This is a genomic window from Aeromicrobium stalagmiti (assembly GCF_013283745.1).
Lineage (GTDB): Bacteria > Actinomycetota > Actinomycetes > Propionibacteriales > Nocardioidaceae > Aeromicrobium > Aeromicrobium stalagmiti.
Map to the genome: position 1 here is coordinate 330325 of NZ_JABSTZ010000004.1, position 14389 is coordinate 344713.

Annotated in this window: 14 protein-coding genes; 8 read left to right on the forward strand and 6 right to left on the reverse strand. The window is 71.0% G+C overall.

The window, feature by feature from the left end; all coding sequences use genetic code 11:
* Nucleotides 1-38 precede the first annotated feature (38 nt).
* The gene (locus HQK15_RS16360) at nt 39-671 is read left to right on the forward strand and encodes a TetR family transcriptional regulator (RefSeq protein WP_173492561.1); all 633 of its coding nucleotides are present in this window, start codon (nt 39-41) and stop codon (nt 669-671) included.
* A 111-nt stretch (nt 672-782) separates the two neighbouring features.
* Here the strand turns inward: HQK15_RS16360 and HQK15_RS16365 are convergent, their stop codons facing one another.
* Together HQK15_RS16365 and HQK15_RS16370 are read right to left on the reverse strand one after the other, a co-directional pair.
* Nucleotides 783-1196 (reverse strand): SRPBCC family protein, encoded by a 414-nt coding sequence (locus HQK15_RS16365; RefSeq protein WP_173492562.1) that lies wholly within the window; start codon nt 1194-1196, stop codon nt 783-785.
* Nucleotides 1197-1300: 104 nt separating this feature from the next.
* Entirely contained in the window at nt 1301-2023 is a 723-nt protein-coding gene (locus HQK15_RS16370; protein WP_173492563.1) for a TetR/AcrR family transcriptional regulator, read from the reverse strand.
* A 122-nt stretch (nt 2024-2145) separates the two neighbouring features.
* On the opposite strand from HQK15_RS16370, the gene HQK15_RS16375 reads away from it, so the two are divergent.
* Nucleotides 2146-3066, forward strand: a complete 921-nt coding sequence (locus HQK15_RS16375) for an NAD-dependent epimerase/dehydratase family protein (RefSeq protein WP_173492564.1) — start codon at nt 2146-2148, stop codon at nt 3064-3066.
* A gap of 22 nt (nt 3067-3088) precedes the next feature.
* On the opposite strand, the gene HQK15_RS16380 is transcribed toward HQK15_RS16375, so the two are convergent.
* Nucleotides 3089-3730, reverse strand: coding sequence for a GNAT family N-acetyltransferase (locus HQK15_RS16380; RefSeq protein ID WP_173492565.1), 642 nt, complete (start codon nt 3728-3730; stop codon nt 3089-3091).
* A gap of 230 nt (nt 3731-3960) precedes the next feature.
* Here HQK15_RS16380 and HQK15_RS16385 point away from each other — a divergent pair, with 230 nt between their 5' ends.
* The 4 genes from HQK15_RS16385 (at nt 3961) to HQK15_RS16400 (ending at nt 8118) form a co-directional block, all read left to right on the forward strand.
* Nucleotides 3961-4449, forward strand: coding sequence for a MarR family winged helix-turn-helix transcriptional regulator (locus HQK15_RS16385; protein WP_173492566.1), 489 nt, complete (start codon nt 3961-3963; stop codon nt 4447-4449).
* 77 nt (nt 4450-4526) lie between these two features.
* Nucleotides 4527-5045 (forward strand): 2Fe-2S iron-sulfur cluster-binding protein, encoded by a 519-nt coding sequence (locus HQK15_RS16390; RefSeq protein ID WP_173492567.1) that lies wholly within the window; start codon nt 4527-4529, stop codon nt 5043-5045.
* Nucleotides 5042-6034: an FAD binding domain-containing protein gene (locus HQK15_RS16395; protein ID WP_173492568.1), complete on the forward strand. Its 993-nt coding sequence runs from the start codon at nt 5042-5044 to the stop codon at nt 6032-6034. Before HQK15_RS16390 ends, HQK15_RS16395 begins: the two co-directional genes overlap by 4 nt.
* A complete protein-coding gene (locus tag HQK15_RS16400) occupies nt 6031-8118 on the forward strand; it encodes a xanthine dehydrogenase family protein molybdopterin-binding subunit (protein WP_173492569.1) in 2088 nt (695 codons plus the stop codon). Before HQK15_RS16395 ends, HQK15_RS16400 begins: the two co-directional genes overlap by 4 nt.
* Nucleotides 8119-8122: 4 nt before the next feature.
* Here the strand turns inward: HQK15_RS16400 and HQK15_RS16405 are convergent, their stop codons facing one another.
* Both HQK15_RS16405 and HQK15_RS16410 read right to left on the reverse strand, forming a co-directional pair.
* Complete coding sequence (locus HQK15_RS16405; protein WP_173492570.1) at nt 8123-9688, reverse strand: peptide chain release factor 3; 1566 nt, start codon at nt 9686-9688, stop codon at nt 8123-8125.
* A 9-nt stretch (nt 9689-9697) separates the two neighbouring features.
* Complete coding sequence (locus tag HQK15_RS16410) at nt 9698-10711, reverse strand: 5'-3' exonuclease (RefSeq protein WP_173492571.1); 1014 nt, start codon at nt 10709-10711, stop codon at nt 9698-9700.
* Between the two features lie 119 nt (nt 10712-10830).
* Here HQK15_RS16410 and HQK15_RS16415 point away from each other — a divergent pair, with 119 nt between their 5' ends.
* Nucleotides 10831-11718 carry a lysylphosphatidylglycerol synthase domain-containing protein gene (locus tag HQK15_RS16415; protein WP_173492572.1) on the forward strand — a complete coding sequence of 296 codons (888 nt, stop codon included), beginning with the start codon at nt 10831-10833 and terminating at the stop codon, nt 11716-11718.
* A 104-nt stretch (nt 11719-11822) separates the two neighbouring features.
* Here HQK15_RS16415 and HQK15_RS16420 read toward each other — a convergent pair whose 3' ends face one another.
* A complete protein-coding gene (locus tag HQK15_RS16420) occupies nt 11823-13049 on the reverse strand; it encodes an FAD-binding domain-containing protein (protein WP_367649224.1) in 1227 nt (408 codons plus the stop codon).
* Nucleotides 13050-13168: 119 nt separating this feature from the next.
* Between HQK15_RS16420 and HQK15_RS16425 the strand changes: the two genes are divergently transcribed.
* Nucleotides 13169-14272, forward strand: coding sequence for a PQQ-dependent sugar dehydrogenase (locus HQK15_RS16425; protein WP_173492574.1), 1104 nt, complete (start codon nt 13169-13171; stop codon nt 14270-14272).
* Nucleotides 14273-14389 lie beyond the last annotated feature (117 nt).

Sequence of the window (14389 nt, forward strand, 5' to 3'; positions counted from 1 at the left end):
ACAGGTGTGCACCGAAATGTCCGCGATAGGCTGTCGGCATGACCGAGTCGGTGCAGACAGCGTCGCGCCAGGAGCAGAAGGAGCGCACCCGTCAGGCGATCCTCGCGTCCGCGCTCGAGCTGACGCGCACCGAGGGCTTCGCGCAGATCAGCCTGCGCCAGGTGGCTCGGCACGCCGGCATCGTGCCGACGGCGTTCTACCGTCACTTCGACTCGATGGACGAGCTCGGCCTTGCTCTCGTCGAGCAGTCGTTCTCGACGCTGCGGCGCATGATCCGCGAGGCGCAGCGCGATCCGAAGGTGTTCGACAACATCATCGACGCTGCGGCCGACGTGCTCGTCGAGGCCGTCAAGCACAGCAAGGCGCACTTCGCCTTCGTCGCCCGTGAGCGCGTCGGCGGGTCTGCCGCGGTGCGGCGCGCGATCCAGCACGAGCTCGACCTGTTCGTCAGCGAGCTGGCGGTGGTCCTCGCGCGGCTGCCCAACATCGAGAACTGGGCGACCGAGGACGTCCAGATGGTGTCGCGGCTGTTCGTCCGCAACATGGTCTCGAACGCCGAGGAGGTCGTCGAGATGCCCGACGGGCGCCCCGACCTCGAGGAGAAGATCAAGGAGGGGGCGCGTCGTCAGATGCGCCTGATCGTCATCGGCTTCCGCGACTGGAAGAGCTGAGGGTCTCGATACGCCGGCTCGTTCCTCGCCGGCACTCGACCAGCGAGGGTCTCGGTGATCGAGTGATCGCGAGGAATGAGCGATCGTATCGAGATCCCCGGGTGGTTGGGGTCAGGCGTTGGCGGCGACCTGCGAGGCCCCGAAGGAGTCCTGAGCCGCGGTCGCCAGGTTGTCGAGCGCCTGGGCGAACACGTCGTCGCCGAGCGAGTCCTCGAGCTGCTGCAGGTCCTCGTCGGCCGCGTCGAACTCAGCCGACCACGTGACGTAGGAGCAGGCGTGGGCGGCGTCCTCGACGAGGATCGTCGCGCGGTGGTTCTTGATCGGGAACGGCGGGTCGGGCATGTGGTAGGAGAGCGTCTTGCCCTCGTCGTCCTGCGACACGACGGTCACGACCAGCTCGGCGGGGGCCTCGGGGCCACCGGCGTAGATGCGGAGCTTGGGGTGCCACTGGGAGAAGTCGCCGGCCAGGGACCAGACGACGTCTGCCGGGGCGGCGACGAACGTACGACGAGAGATGCGGGGCATTGATGTCCTCATGGTGTTGCGGGGCGGTATCCGGACATCTAACCCTGACAGGGGGTCTTGAGTCTCGTTGTGGGCGTGAGGCATTTCTCACTTTCGGACGGGCGTCACGACAGACCGAGGTCGGTCCACAGTCGTGCGGCGACCCCGTCGAAGAACTCCTCGTGGTCGCTCACCGATCCGACGAGGTGGCCCCACAGCTCGAACGAGATCGTGCCGAAGATCGTCGACCACGCCATGAGGGTCCGTCCGACCAGCTCGGCCGGTGCCTCGGTGGCCGACGGCCCGCCGAGGTCGCGGATCGCCTCGACGGCTCCGCGCACGGACGGGTCGAAGGGATGCGGCTCGTCGTCGGAGGTTCCGGGCTCGATCGCGCCGGCGGCCACGGCGGCCATGACGATCTCGACGAGACGTACGATCACGCGGGTCGCCGGCACGATGGTGTCGCGGGGAGCGGCGTAGCCCGTGACGGGGGAGCCGTAGAGCAGGGCGTAGTCGTGTGGGTGCTCGACGGCCCAGGTGCGGGTGGCCCGACACGTCGCCAGCCATCGTGCGGCGGCGTCGTCGCGGTCGGCCACCGCGTCGTCGGCAGCCTCGGCCGCTGCCCCCAGCTCGTCGTAGGCCTCGATCAGCAGGGCCGTGAGCAGGTCGTCGCGGCTCGGGAAGTAGCGGTAGACCGCCGACGAGACCATGCCGACGTCGCGGGCGACGGCGCGCAGCGACAGCTCGCCCGGACCGGCCTGGGTGAGCCGAGTGCGCGCAGCCTGCAGGATCTCGGCGGTGATCTCGGCGCGGGCGCGCTGGCGGGCTGTCTTGGCCTTCTGCTCCATGGAACTACTCTGGCCTACTTCGAGAGCGGGTGCAACAAACGAGAGCATTGCTCTTGCAATGAGGTTGGCAGCGTGTCATGCTCGGGTCGAGAGCAGTGCTCTCCCCATCGAGAGGAAGCATCATGACCGACCGCCATCTCATCGTCGGAGCCGGCCCCGTCGGCCGACACACGGCACAGCTCCTGGCCGCCCGAGGCTCCGAGGTCGTCGTCGCGACGCGGTCGGGCACCGACACCGGCATCGCCGGCGTCACCCACGTGGCGCTCGACGCCGCCGACCCGGTGGCGCTCGCAGCGGCTGCCGACGGTGCGTCGGTGCTCTACAACTGCGCCAACCCGGGGGACTACACGAGCTGGGAGACGGTCTGGCCGCCGCTGGCGACCTCACTCCTTCACGCAGCCGAGTCCTCGGGCGCCGTCTATGCGATCACCGGCAATCTCTACCCGTACGGTCCGGTCGAGGGCCCGATGCGCGAGGACATGCCCGACGCCGCCACGGACCACAAGGGCGTCCTGCGGGCGAGGATGTGGGCTGACGCCCTAGCGCTGCACGACGCGGGTCGCATCCGGACCGTCGAGGTCCGCGGCTCGGACTACGTCGGCACGGGAGTCGGCGACAACGGGCACGTGACACGCCAGCTGCCCGGGATGCTGGCCGGCAAACGGGCCTGGGTGCTGGGTCGCAAGGACGTGCCCCACACGTTCACCGACGTGCTCGACGTGGCGCGGCTGCTGATTGCGGCTGCCGAGGACGCGACCGCCCACGGGCGGACGTGGAACGTGCCCAGCAACCCGGCCATCACGCAGGAGCAGGCACTGACCGATGTCATGGCGGCGCTCGGCCGTCCGGCACCGAAGGTCTCGCAGATCCCGCGACCGGTGCTCGGGGCCATGGCCCGCGTCATTCCGCTCATGCGGGAGATCAACGAGCTGTCGTACCAGTGGACCCGGCCGTACGTCCTCGACGACAGCGCAGCCCGCGAGCACTTCGTGATGGAGCCGACCCCGTGGGACGAGGTCTGCCGCCGCACGGCCGCCCAGTGAGAGGGCCGGACGGGTGCGGGAGTCAGGTGCCCATGAAGGACAGCAGCTCGAGCCGGTGCTGCCAGCCGATCGCCTGGTAGAGCCCACGGCCCTGCCCGGACGCCGCGAGCACGCCGTGCGTCGCGCCACGGCCCATCGCCTGCACGGTCAGGGTCGCCATGACGTGCCCCCCGAGGCCCTGGCGCTGGAACGCCGGCATCGTCTCGACGGCGTCGAAGGTCGCCCATCCGTCGATCACGCCGACGGAGCCGGATGCGGCGAGGGTGTCACCGCTCTCCACGGAATAGGTGGTGCGGTGGTCGTCGACGTCCCACCGGAACGTGAGGTCGGGAGCGAGCGGCGGGATCGGGTCATCGTGCAGGACGACCGACATGAGGGCCTCGTCGTCACGGTCGAGCCGGACGCCGTCGGGAAGCCGGGTGGTCAGGTAGGGCCCGACGTCGGTGGCGGCCACCGTGAGCATCGCTCGCGGATCGCCTTCGACGTGCCGCAGCAGATCGGTGAAGGACTCCACACCGGGGTCGACGCAGACCAGCTCGGTCTCGCGGCTGGGGGATCCGACCTGCATGACGGGCCAGCCGTCCCGTTCGAGCACCGCGATGTCGCGGATGTGCGCCCATGTCGCGAGCCACCGCTCGATGACCTGCTCGAGCTCCGTGTCCACTCTCCACCGATCCTCGCGCCGGGAGGCCTTCGGAGCCTCTGAGAAACAGGGTGTCCCCGCGCCGTTGGTGCGGCCGGGGACGTCGAGTCCGTGCCGCTAGATAGGGCGGCCGGTGCTGAGCCCAGCCTACCGCCTGTCGCCTGGGCGGCGCACCACGTCCGAACCCTGCGTCGCGGAGTCGGCCGTCCCGCTTTGGTTGTAGATACAAGCATGGGGAATAGGATGTGACCATGGACACGAACTGGCTGAGCGACGACGAGCGGGCGGCATGGGTGCGACTGGTCGCCGTCGTGGAGCTGCTCCCGGGCCTCCTCGACGCGCAGCTGCGCCACGACTCCGACCTCACGCACTTCGAGTACTTCACCCTCGCGATGCTGTCCGAGGCCCCGGACCGCACGTTGCGCATGACCGACCTCGCCCAGCGCTCCAACGCGACGCTGCCGCGTCTGTCCCACGTCGTGAAGCGTCTCGAGGCACGCGACCTGGTCGAGCGTCGTCCCTGCGAGGACGACCGACGAGCCACCAACGCGCGTCTCACCGACGCGGGGTGGGACGTCGTCGTCGCTGCCGCGCCCGGTCACGTGCGGCTCGTCCGTGAGCGCGTGCTCGACAGCTTGACCGACGAGCAGGTCGAGCAGCTGCACGCGATCGGTGACGCACTGCTGGCGTCCCTCGACCCGGCAGGCAAGCTGACGGGTCTCTACGGGGCGGCCGACTGACGTCCCCGGCACGGATCGTCCCGGACAGATCGGGGGAGGTCACGTGTCAGCGTGCCGAGTTCGGGTAACCCCGGTGCATGACACCTCCCGTCACCACCCAGCGCGTCGATCTCGAGGTCAACGGCGTGCAGCATGCGTGCGACCTCGACCCGCGGACGACCCTGCTCGACGCCCTGCGTGAGCACCTCGACCTGACGGGGTCCAAGAAGGGGTGCGACCACGGCCAGTGCGGCGCGTGCACGGTGCTCGTCGACGGCCGCCGCACCAACAGCTGCCTGCTCCTGGCGGTCGCCGCCGAGGGCTCGACCGTCACCACCATCGAGGGGCTGGGCGGACCCGACCTGCCCCACCCGGTCCAGGAGGCGTTCCTCGAGCATGACGCCTACCAGTGCGGCTACTGCACGCCGGGCCAGATCTGCTCCGCCGTCGGCATGCTCGACGAGGCCGCGCAGGGCTGGCCGAGTGTCGTCACCGACGACCTCACGGACGCGGGTGAGCTGGGCACCGACGAGATCCGTGAGCGCATGAGCGGCAACATCTGCCGCTGCGGCGCCTACGTCAACATCGTGACCGCGATCGCGGCGGTGGACGCATGAAGCCGCTGACGTACGAACGCCCCGCCACGCTCGACGAGGCCGTCAGCCTGCTCGGTCGCGGGGAGGTGCCCACGAGCCTGCTCGCCGGTGGCACCAACCTCGTCGACCTGCTCAAGCTCGACGTCGAGTCGCCGCAGCTGCTGGTCGACGTCAACCACCTGGGCCTCGACCGCATCGACGACACGCCGAACGGCGGGCTGATGATCGGTGCGACGGTGCGCAACAGCGATCTCGCGGCCGACCCGCGGGTGCGGGAGCGCTACCCGCTGCTGGCCAGAGCGCTGCTGTCGGCGGCATCCGGCCAGATCCGCAACATGGCGACGACGGCCGGCAACCTGATGCAGCGCACGCGCTGCGTCTACTTCATGGACGCCACCAAGCCGTGCAACAAGCGTGAGCCCGGCAGCGGATGTCCCGCCGTCGAGGGCGCCTCGCGGGAGCTCGGCCTGCTGGGCACGTCGGACTCGTGCATCGCCACGCACCCCGGTGACATGGCCGTCGCGCTCGTGGCCCTCGACGCCGTCGTCCACTTCGTCGCGGCCGACGGCGCCGGCACGATCCCGATCGGTGACTTCCACCGCCTGCCCGGCGACGACCCGTCGCTCGACACGACCCTGCCGGCCGGAGCGATCATCACCGCCGTCGAGGTGCCGCCGCTGGCCTTCGCCTCGACGTCGACCTATCGCAAGGCCCGCGACCGGCGGTCGTACGCCTTCGCGCTCGCTTCAGTGGCCGCGGCGATCGACGTCGACGGTGACACCGTCCGCGACATCCGGATCGCTCTCGGCGGAGTCTCACCCCGGCCGTGGCGCGCCCACGCCGCCGAGGAGCTCCTGCGGGGGGCTCCGGCGACGGCCGACAGCTTCCGTGCGGCGGCCGAGGCCGAGCTGGCCGCGGCGACACCGACGGGGGAGAATGCGTTAAAGGTCGATCTTGTGGTGAGGCTCGTGACCGGCGTGCTGCTCGAGCTGACGGGGAGCGAGCGATGAGCGCGCTCGGCGCACCGCTGCGCCGCCTCGAGGGCACCGCGAAGGTCACCGGCGCCGCGCGCTACTCCTTCGAGCACACGCCCGACGGCTGCGTCTACGCCTGGCCGGTGCAGTCGACCGCCGCGATGTCCCGCATCATCGCGATCGACGTCGACGCGGTCCTGGCGATGCCGGGGGTGGTCGACGTCATCACCGCCGATGACGCCGAGCGCCTCGAGGACGCCGACGACGGCGAGCTCATGGTGCTGCAGTCGTCCAACGTGGCCTATCGCGGGCAGGTCGTGGCCCTCGTGGTCGCGGAGTCCCTCGAGACCGCACGGGAAGCCGCGACGCGTCTGCGCGTCGACTACCAGACCGGCGACGTCGACGCCGTCCTCGAGCCGGGGCACCCCAAGCTCTACGCCCCCGACGAGGTCAACGCCGGCTTCCCGACCGACACCTCGGTCGGCGACATCGACCAGGCGCTGGCGCAGGCCCACGCCGTGGTCGACCACACCTACTCGACACCGGCGCAGTTCAACAGCCCGATGGAGCCGCACGCCACCGTCGCGACGTGGTCCGACGGCCGGCTGGACGTCTTCGAGTCCTCGCAGGGCTCGAGCTCGACGGTGCAGATCCTGTCGACGCTGTTCGGCATCCCGGCAGCTGACATCACGGTCGACTCCCAGCACGTCGGTGGTGGCTTCGGGGCGAAGGGGTCGCCGCGTCCCAACGTCGTGCTGGCGGTCATGGCCGCGCGCCGGGTCGGACGTCCGGTCAAGCTCGCCTACACGCGCCAGATGATGTTCGCGCTCGCCGGCTACCGCACGCCGACCTTCTCGCGCATCCGGTTGGCGGCGGGGGAGGACGGCCGGCTGCTCGGCCTGGCCCACGACGCGATCTCGCAGACGTCGACGATCGAGGAGTTCACCGAGCAGACCGCCGAGTCGTCGCGGCACATGTACGCCGCGCCCCACCGCTCGACGTCGCACCGCGTGGCCGCGCTCGACGTGCCCACACCGCGCTGGATGCGGGCGCCCGGCGAGATGCCGGGCATGTTCGCCCTGGAGTCGGCGATCGACGAGCTGGCGCACGAGATGGGGATCGACCCGGTCGAGCTGCGCGTGCTCAACGAGCCGGCGAGCGACCCGGAGTCCGGCAAGGACTTCAGCAGCCGCCACCTCGTCGACTGCCTGCGCCGTGGCGCCGCCGCGTTCGGCTGGGAGGGCCGCGACCCCGCCCCCGGGGTGCGGCGCGACGGTCGGTGGCTGGTGGGCACCGGCGTCGCCTCGGCGCTCTACCCGGCGATGGTCATGCCCAGCAGCGCCCGGGTCACGGCCCGGCGCGACGGCGACTACCTCGTCGAGATCAATGCGGCTGACATCGGCACCGGCGCACGCACGGTCCTCGCCCAGGTGACGGCCGACCGGCTCGGCGTCGACGTCGACCGGGTCGACATCCGGATCGGCGTCTCGTCGCTGCCGCAGGCCTCGATCGCCGGAGGGTCTGCCGGCACCGCGTCGTGGGGCTGGGCCGTCTCCAAGGCGTCCCTCGCGCTGGTCGACAGGTTGAAGGACGAGGCCGTGCCCGACGACGGGCTGTCGGCCGAGGCCGACACCGCCGACGACATCGAGGCGATGGCCGACGTCGACCGTCACGCGTACGGCGCGCACTTCGCCGAGGTGCGGGTCGACCTCGACTCGGGCGAGATCGCGGTCTCGCGGATGCTCGGCGTCTTCGCCGCGGGCCGCATCCTCAACTCGCGCACGGCGCGCTCGCAGTTCATCGGCGGCATGACGATGGGCGTGTCCGGGGCGCTGCACGAGCACGGCGTGATGGACGCGGTCCACGGCGACTACGCCAACCACGACCTCGCGACCTATCACGTGGCCGCGTGCGCCGACGTGCCCGACATCCGCGTGGAGTGGCTCGACGAGCACGACGACCAGCTCAACCCCGTCGGTGGCAAGGGCATCGGAGAGATCGGCAACGTCGGCGCTGCGGCTGCGGTTGCCAACGCGGTCTGGCACGCGACCGGTGTCCGGGTGCGCGACCTGCCGATCCAGCCGGACGCGCTGGTCCGGCACCTGCCGATGAGGGGCTGACGGGTCAGCTGCCGCCGGCGGGCAGCTCCTCCAGCAGCACGTCGGGGTGGTCGCGGACGACGTTGTTGGCGCGCCACTTGTCGAGGAAGAGCGCCAGGTGGGTGCCGTCGGTGCGCTGCAGCACCTCGACGCCACGGATGCCGCTGAGCTCCAGCGCGCCGGCGGCGTCGGTGCGTCGGGCGACCTGGTAGTCGAGGTGCGTGAGGCGGATGGGCGAGGTGAACTCGTTGGCCATCCGCTCCTTCACCACGTCGAACTGCAGCGGACCGACGGCCGCGAGGACGGGGCTCTGGTCGCCACGCAGGTCGGACCGGAGCACCTGGACGACGCCCTCCTGGTCGAGCTGCTCGATCCCGCGGCGGAACTGCTTGTAGCGGCCGATGTCGCCGGCCGTCGCTGTGACGAAGTGCTCGGGGGCGAAGCTGGGGACGGGTGGGTAGTCGATCGGGTCGCCGTCATAGACGGTGTCGCCGACCCGCAGGGCCTGGGCGTTGACGAAGCCGATGATGTCGCCCGGCGAGGCCTCCTCGACCGACGTCGTCTCGCGGCCGAAGAGGGCCTGGGCGAACTTCGTCGCGAAGGGCCGACCGGTCGTGGCGTGGGTGACGACCATGCCGCGCTCGAACGTCCCGGACACCACGCGCGCATAGGCCATGCGGTCGCGGTGCGAGCTGTTCATGCCCGACTGCACCTTGAACACGAAGGCGCTGAAGTCGTCGTCGACCTGGCGCACGGTGCCGTCGACGCCCGTCGTCTCGGTGGGGCCGGGGGCCAGCTCGAGGAGCAGGTCGAGCAGCTGGGCCACGCCGAAGTTCTGCAGCGCCGAGGCGAACATGACCGGCGTGGTCTCGCCGGCGAGGAAGCGGTCCTGGTCGTGGTCGGCGCCGTCGAGCGAGAGCAGCTCGTGCTCGTCGGAGGCGGTCGACCACGTGTCGGCGTCGACCTGCTCGACCTCGTCGGCCGACATCCGGCGCTCGGGTGCGCGGGTGGCACCTCCGGCGGTGCGGGTGTACTTCACGAACTCGCCGGTGCGGCGGTCGAGCACGCCCCGGAAGTCGCCTGCCTCGCCGACGGGCCAGGTCAGGGGAGTGGGTCGCAGCTTGATCTGTTGCTCGATCTCGTCCATCAGCCCCAGAGGTGACAGACCCGGCCGGTCCCACTTGTTGATGACGGTGATCACGGGGATGCCGCGCAGGGCGCAGACGCGAAAGAGCTTGAGGGTCTGGGGCTCGAGGCCCTTGCCGGCGTCGACGAGCATCACCGCCGAGTCGACGGCCGAGAGCACGCGATAGGTGTCCTCGGAGAAGTCGCTGTGGCCGGGGGTGTCGACGAGGTTGACCACGTGGTCGCGATAGACGAACTGCAGCGCCGCCGACGTGATCGAGATACCGCGGGCCTTCTCCATCGCCATCCAGTCCGAGACCGTGGCGCGACGATCGCCCTTGCCGTGGACGGCTCCGGCCTCGTTGAGCACCCGGGCGTGCAGCGCGAGTGCCTCGGTCAGCGTGGACTTGCCGGCATCGGGGTGGCTGATGACGGCAAAGGTACGGCGGGGGCGTTTGTCGGGCACCTGCTGAATTTACCGGTCCTGGCGTGAGGCGGACGAGGCGGGATCGGTGCTGAGGACCCGGATCGCGAGCGATGTCGTCGACTCGACGTCGAGGAAGCCCACGACGTGGTTGACGCGCTGGGGGTCGAGCGGCAGGAGGCCGGGGGTGCCCGGCACGTCGGGCGTGATCCCCAGGTCGAGGTCGTCGCGCCCCGACATGATGCGCACGTTGAAGTCGAAGCGCTCGCGGGCGTCCCCGGTGGTGAGCCGGCGGACGACGGTCGCGCCCATCCGTCGCGTGCCCTGCTCGGCTGCCCAGGAGTCGAGCGTGTCGGCCACGAGCCGTCCCGCGTTGTGGTCGATGTCGGCCCACACGGTCTGCATCGATCCGACCTGGGTGAGCAGGGTCGCCGCGGTCTTCTCGCCGATGCCGGTGACGCCCGGCAGGTTGTCGCTGGCATCACCGCGCAGGGCCGCGAAGTCGAGGTAGTGCTCGGCCGCGACCCCGTACATCGTCAGGAGCCGCGCCGGGTTGAGCAGCGGCGATGCCTGGATGCCGCCGTTGATCAGCCGCAGCACCTGCGTGTGGTCGCTGATGTGGGCGAAGGCGTCGCGGTCGGACGTCACGATCACGCAGCTCCAGCCGTTGTCACGGGCCCATGTCGCGCCCGACGCGCTGACGTCGTCGGCCTCGAGACCCGGCGGCGTGAGCGTGGCGAGGCCGAGCGCGTCGAGCAAGGCGCCCGCTCGTTCGAGCTGGTCGACGAGTGCTGCGTCCTTCTCGGCCCGCCCGGCCTTGTAGTCGGGGTAGAAGTCCCTGCGCACCGATGCCGTGCGGTCGTCGAGCCCGAAGATCACGGCGTCGGGGGCGAAGCCATCGATCGCCTCGAGGATCTGGCGCAGCATGCCGTGCAGGGCCCACGCCGGTCGGCCTGATCGATCCGTCATGCCGGTGTGCGCCCGCGCGTGGTGGTTGCGGTGCAGCAGCGAGGGGGCGTCGACCACGAGCAGCAGGCGGCGAGGACGGTCGTGTGGTGCAGGCATGGGGATCGCGGCCATCGTACGGGCAGGCCTCGCGCGACCAGAACGATCAGGTCTGCACCTCGACTGCCGATGGTCTGGTTCACCCGATGCACGACGACAGGCGAGGGAGGTTCGAGATCATGGAGCGGATTCGAGTCGTCCTGCACTCGCGAGCACTCCGGGTGGTCGGCGTCGTCCTCGCCGTCGCCGTCCCGGTGGTCACCCTGTCGCGGCTGCCGTCGGTCTCACCGTGGCCGGTGGTCCTCGGCCTGGTGCCGTGGATCGTCGGCAAGTACGTGCTGTGCCCGCTCCGGTGGCGCGCCCTGACGAATGCTGACCTGGGCCGGTGGTGGCACGTCCGCGCCTACGCCGAGTCCGAGATCTTCGGGCTGTTGACCCCCGGTCACGTCGGCTCTGACCTGTGGCGAGTCAGACGGCTCACGGGCGCCGACGTGGGCAAGGGGGACGCGCTCGCCAGCGTCGCTGCCGACCGGCTCGTCGGTGCTCTGGGTCTGACGGTGTTCGTGCTGCTCGCGGGGTCCGCCCTCCCGCTGCACCTGCTGGTGGGTGCGCTCGGCACCGGGGTGGTGGCTCTCGGCGTGATGCTCGTCGTCCGTCGCGCACGTCCGGGACTGCTGAGCCTCGGCCCGCTGCCCCCGCCGAGACGCATCGCGCAGGGCCTGGTGCTGTCGATGGGATACCAGGCCACGATCGCGCTGCTCCTCTTCGGGACGCTCCGCGCGACCGGCCACACGCTCTCTCCGCTCGAGCTCATGGGGGCGTTCGGAGCCAGCCAGGTTGCCGCAGCAGTTCCGGGGCCTCACGGCGCCAGCCCCCGCGACGCCGCCCTGGTGCTCGCCCTGGTGGCTCTCGGTGTCCCGTTGGCCGCTGCCGCCGCGGCGGTGTCGCTGAAGGCCACACTCGCCTGGCTCCCGGCCCTGGTGCTCGGGGGCGTCAGCCTTGTGGTCACCCGACGCGTCTTGCGGGGAGCCGTCACATCGAGGTCAGGTCAGGGCGGTTGGGCGTGACGCCGTCGCGGAGCGAGCGTCCGGTGAAGCGGCGGTGGGCCCACGAGCCTCGACGCGAGGGACGACCTCGCCCCGTGGACCGCCGTCGGGTCACGGGAGCAGCGTCAGAGCGACACGCCCTTGCGCCAGGCGCTGTACGAGGTGAGGCGTTGCGTGGTCGGTCGTGCCAGCCACGGCCACGGGTGGAGCTCTGCGAGCGTCAGGTCCGCAGCGCGGCGGGCGAACGCCGGCACCGGGGCGAAGGTGGCCGCAAGCGCCGTGCCGGCCAGCTCGTGTGCGACGTCGCCCAGACGCACCTCGAGATCGCGTCGCTCGGCCAGGTCGGCCAGGCACTCGGCGAGGAACACGAATCTCTTGCCCGACAGGCGCAGCGTGAGCAGCTCCGGCTCGTCGAGCACGAAGATGACCGGCAGGTCAGGATGGGCGGTCAGGGCCGGGTCGCTGTCCCCGAGCGACTCCGCGGTGAGCCAGACGGCTGACGGCTCCTCGGTGGTCACCACCCGCTCCGGCCCGGGCCCGGCTGCACCGTCCGCCCGGCCGGCCTGGACCGGGCTGTCTGCGACCCGAGGACCCGCCGGTGCGTCGGGCCAGTCCTGGATCGGGCAGTCCTCCCGCAGGGCGCAGGAGCGGCACAGCTGCGGCGCGCGCTTCTCCACCTGCCAGCGGCTGAAGCCGTACGGCTTGCCGGTTCCCGTGCCCACGGTCCACTGCCAACCCAGCCGGTTGGCGGCGCGGGAGCCGTCGAGCAGGTGCTGGAAGAAGTAGTCCTCACCCTCCCGCCAGTCGCGGCCGTGTCGCACGGTCCAGTGGGAGGCCCACCACATGCGCGTCTGGTTGACGAGCCAGCCGTTGTCCTCCAGCTCGCTGCGGACCCACGCCATGCACGCCATCTGCTCGTCCCACTGCGGATCTGCCGCAGAAGGCGCTGCCTCGTGACGCAGGGGCTCGGCCAGGGCGTCGCCCAGACGGGCGTAGAGGTGCCGGGCGTACTCCTGCCACAGCAGCTCGTCGCGGTAGCGGCGCAGGTCCGACGACGGTGCGTCTGCCACCGCGTCCCACACCTGCGGCAGGTGCAGGAGGCCGTGGGAGATGTAGGGGGACAGTCGGCTGGCCCCGCGTCGCTCCTCCGGCAGGACCGTCGACCGCGAGCGCGCGTAGCCGGTGATGTCGAGCGTGGCGAGGGCCGTGTCAGCGGCGGTCTGTCCGCCGCGGTGACCGCCGGGGCGGACGCCGTCGGCACCCTCGAGCGTCAGGTGGCCCACCTCGGAGGCGACCCAGGCCACGACGGCTGCCGTGTCGTCGACAGGGGGCAGCGGGGCGAGGGCGGGCACCCGTCCAGCGTGCCAGTGGTTGGGCCCGGCGACACCTCGAGCGCCGGGACCGGACTCGGCGGACCGGACTCGCCGGCGTTGGACTCGCCGGAGTTGGAGGTGTCGGGGAGCCTTGATCCATGAGAGCACGAGCTGCCACTCCCTCATCCCTGCTGCTGGGCGCCCTTGCCCTCGTCGTCGCGGGATGCGGCGTCGAGCGGGGGCAGCCCTCGTCCGGATCGCCCGCGAAGCAGTCGTTCGCGATCGAGGAGGTCGATCGGTTCGACGATCCCTGGGCGATGGCGTTCCTGCCGGACGGTGACCTTCTCGTCACCGAGCGCAGCGGCAGGCTGAACCTGCGCGACGCCGGGTCCGCGGAGACCGTCGAGGTCGACGGCGTGCCGTCGGTGGAGGCCGCCGGTCAGGGCGGGCTCGGCGACGTCGTGCTGAGCCCGACGTTCGAGGACGACGGGCTCGTCTACCTCAGCTGGGTCGAGGCCGACGACGAGCGGTCGGGCGCGGTCGTGGGTCGTGCCAGGCTCGTGACCGGCGAACGTCCGGCGCTGGCCGACCTCGACGTCATCTGGCGTCAGACGCCCAAGGTGTCCGGCGACGGGCACTTCGGTCACCGCCTCGCGTTCGACCCTGACGGCGAGCACCTGTTCGTCTCGTCGGGGGAGAGGCAGCAGAAGACTCCTGCCCAGGACCCCTCGAGCGACCTCGGCAAGGTGGTCCGCATGGGCCTCGACGGTTCGTCGCCCGAGACCTGGACCTCGGGTCACCGCAACCCGCTGGGCCTCGACTTCGCGCCCGACGGGACGCTGTGGTCGACCGAGATGGGGCCCGAGGGCGGCGACGAGCTCAACGTGATCGAGCAAGGTGCCAACTACGGCTGGCCGGAGGCCTCCAACGGCAGTGACTACGGCGGCGGCGAGATCCCCGACCACGCCGCGGGCGACGGTTTCGTCGCGCCGGAGGCGTTCTGGACGCCCAGCATCTCGCCGGGCAGCCTGCTGGTCTACGACGGCGACCTCTTCCCCGGGTGGAAGGGCGACGCCCTCATCGGCGCCCTGTCGGGCGAGGCGCTCGTCCACGTCGACCTCGACGGTGCCGAGGCGGGCGAGTCCGAGATCTTCGAGATGGGCGAGCGCATCCGCGCCGTCGAGCAGGGCCCGGACGGTGCCGTCTGGCTGCTCGAGGACGCAGGCAGCGGTCGTCTGCTGAAGCTGACGCCGAAGGCCTAGGGCGTGTCTCCTAAAGATCGGCGTGTGAGCGCGAGATTGTTGGAGCATGTCTCGTGCAGCTCTTCTCACTGACGCTCAGTGGGCGCGGATTGAGCCGGTGATGCCGTCCTCTGATGG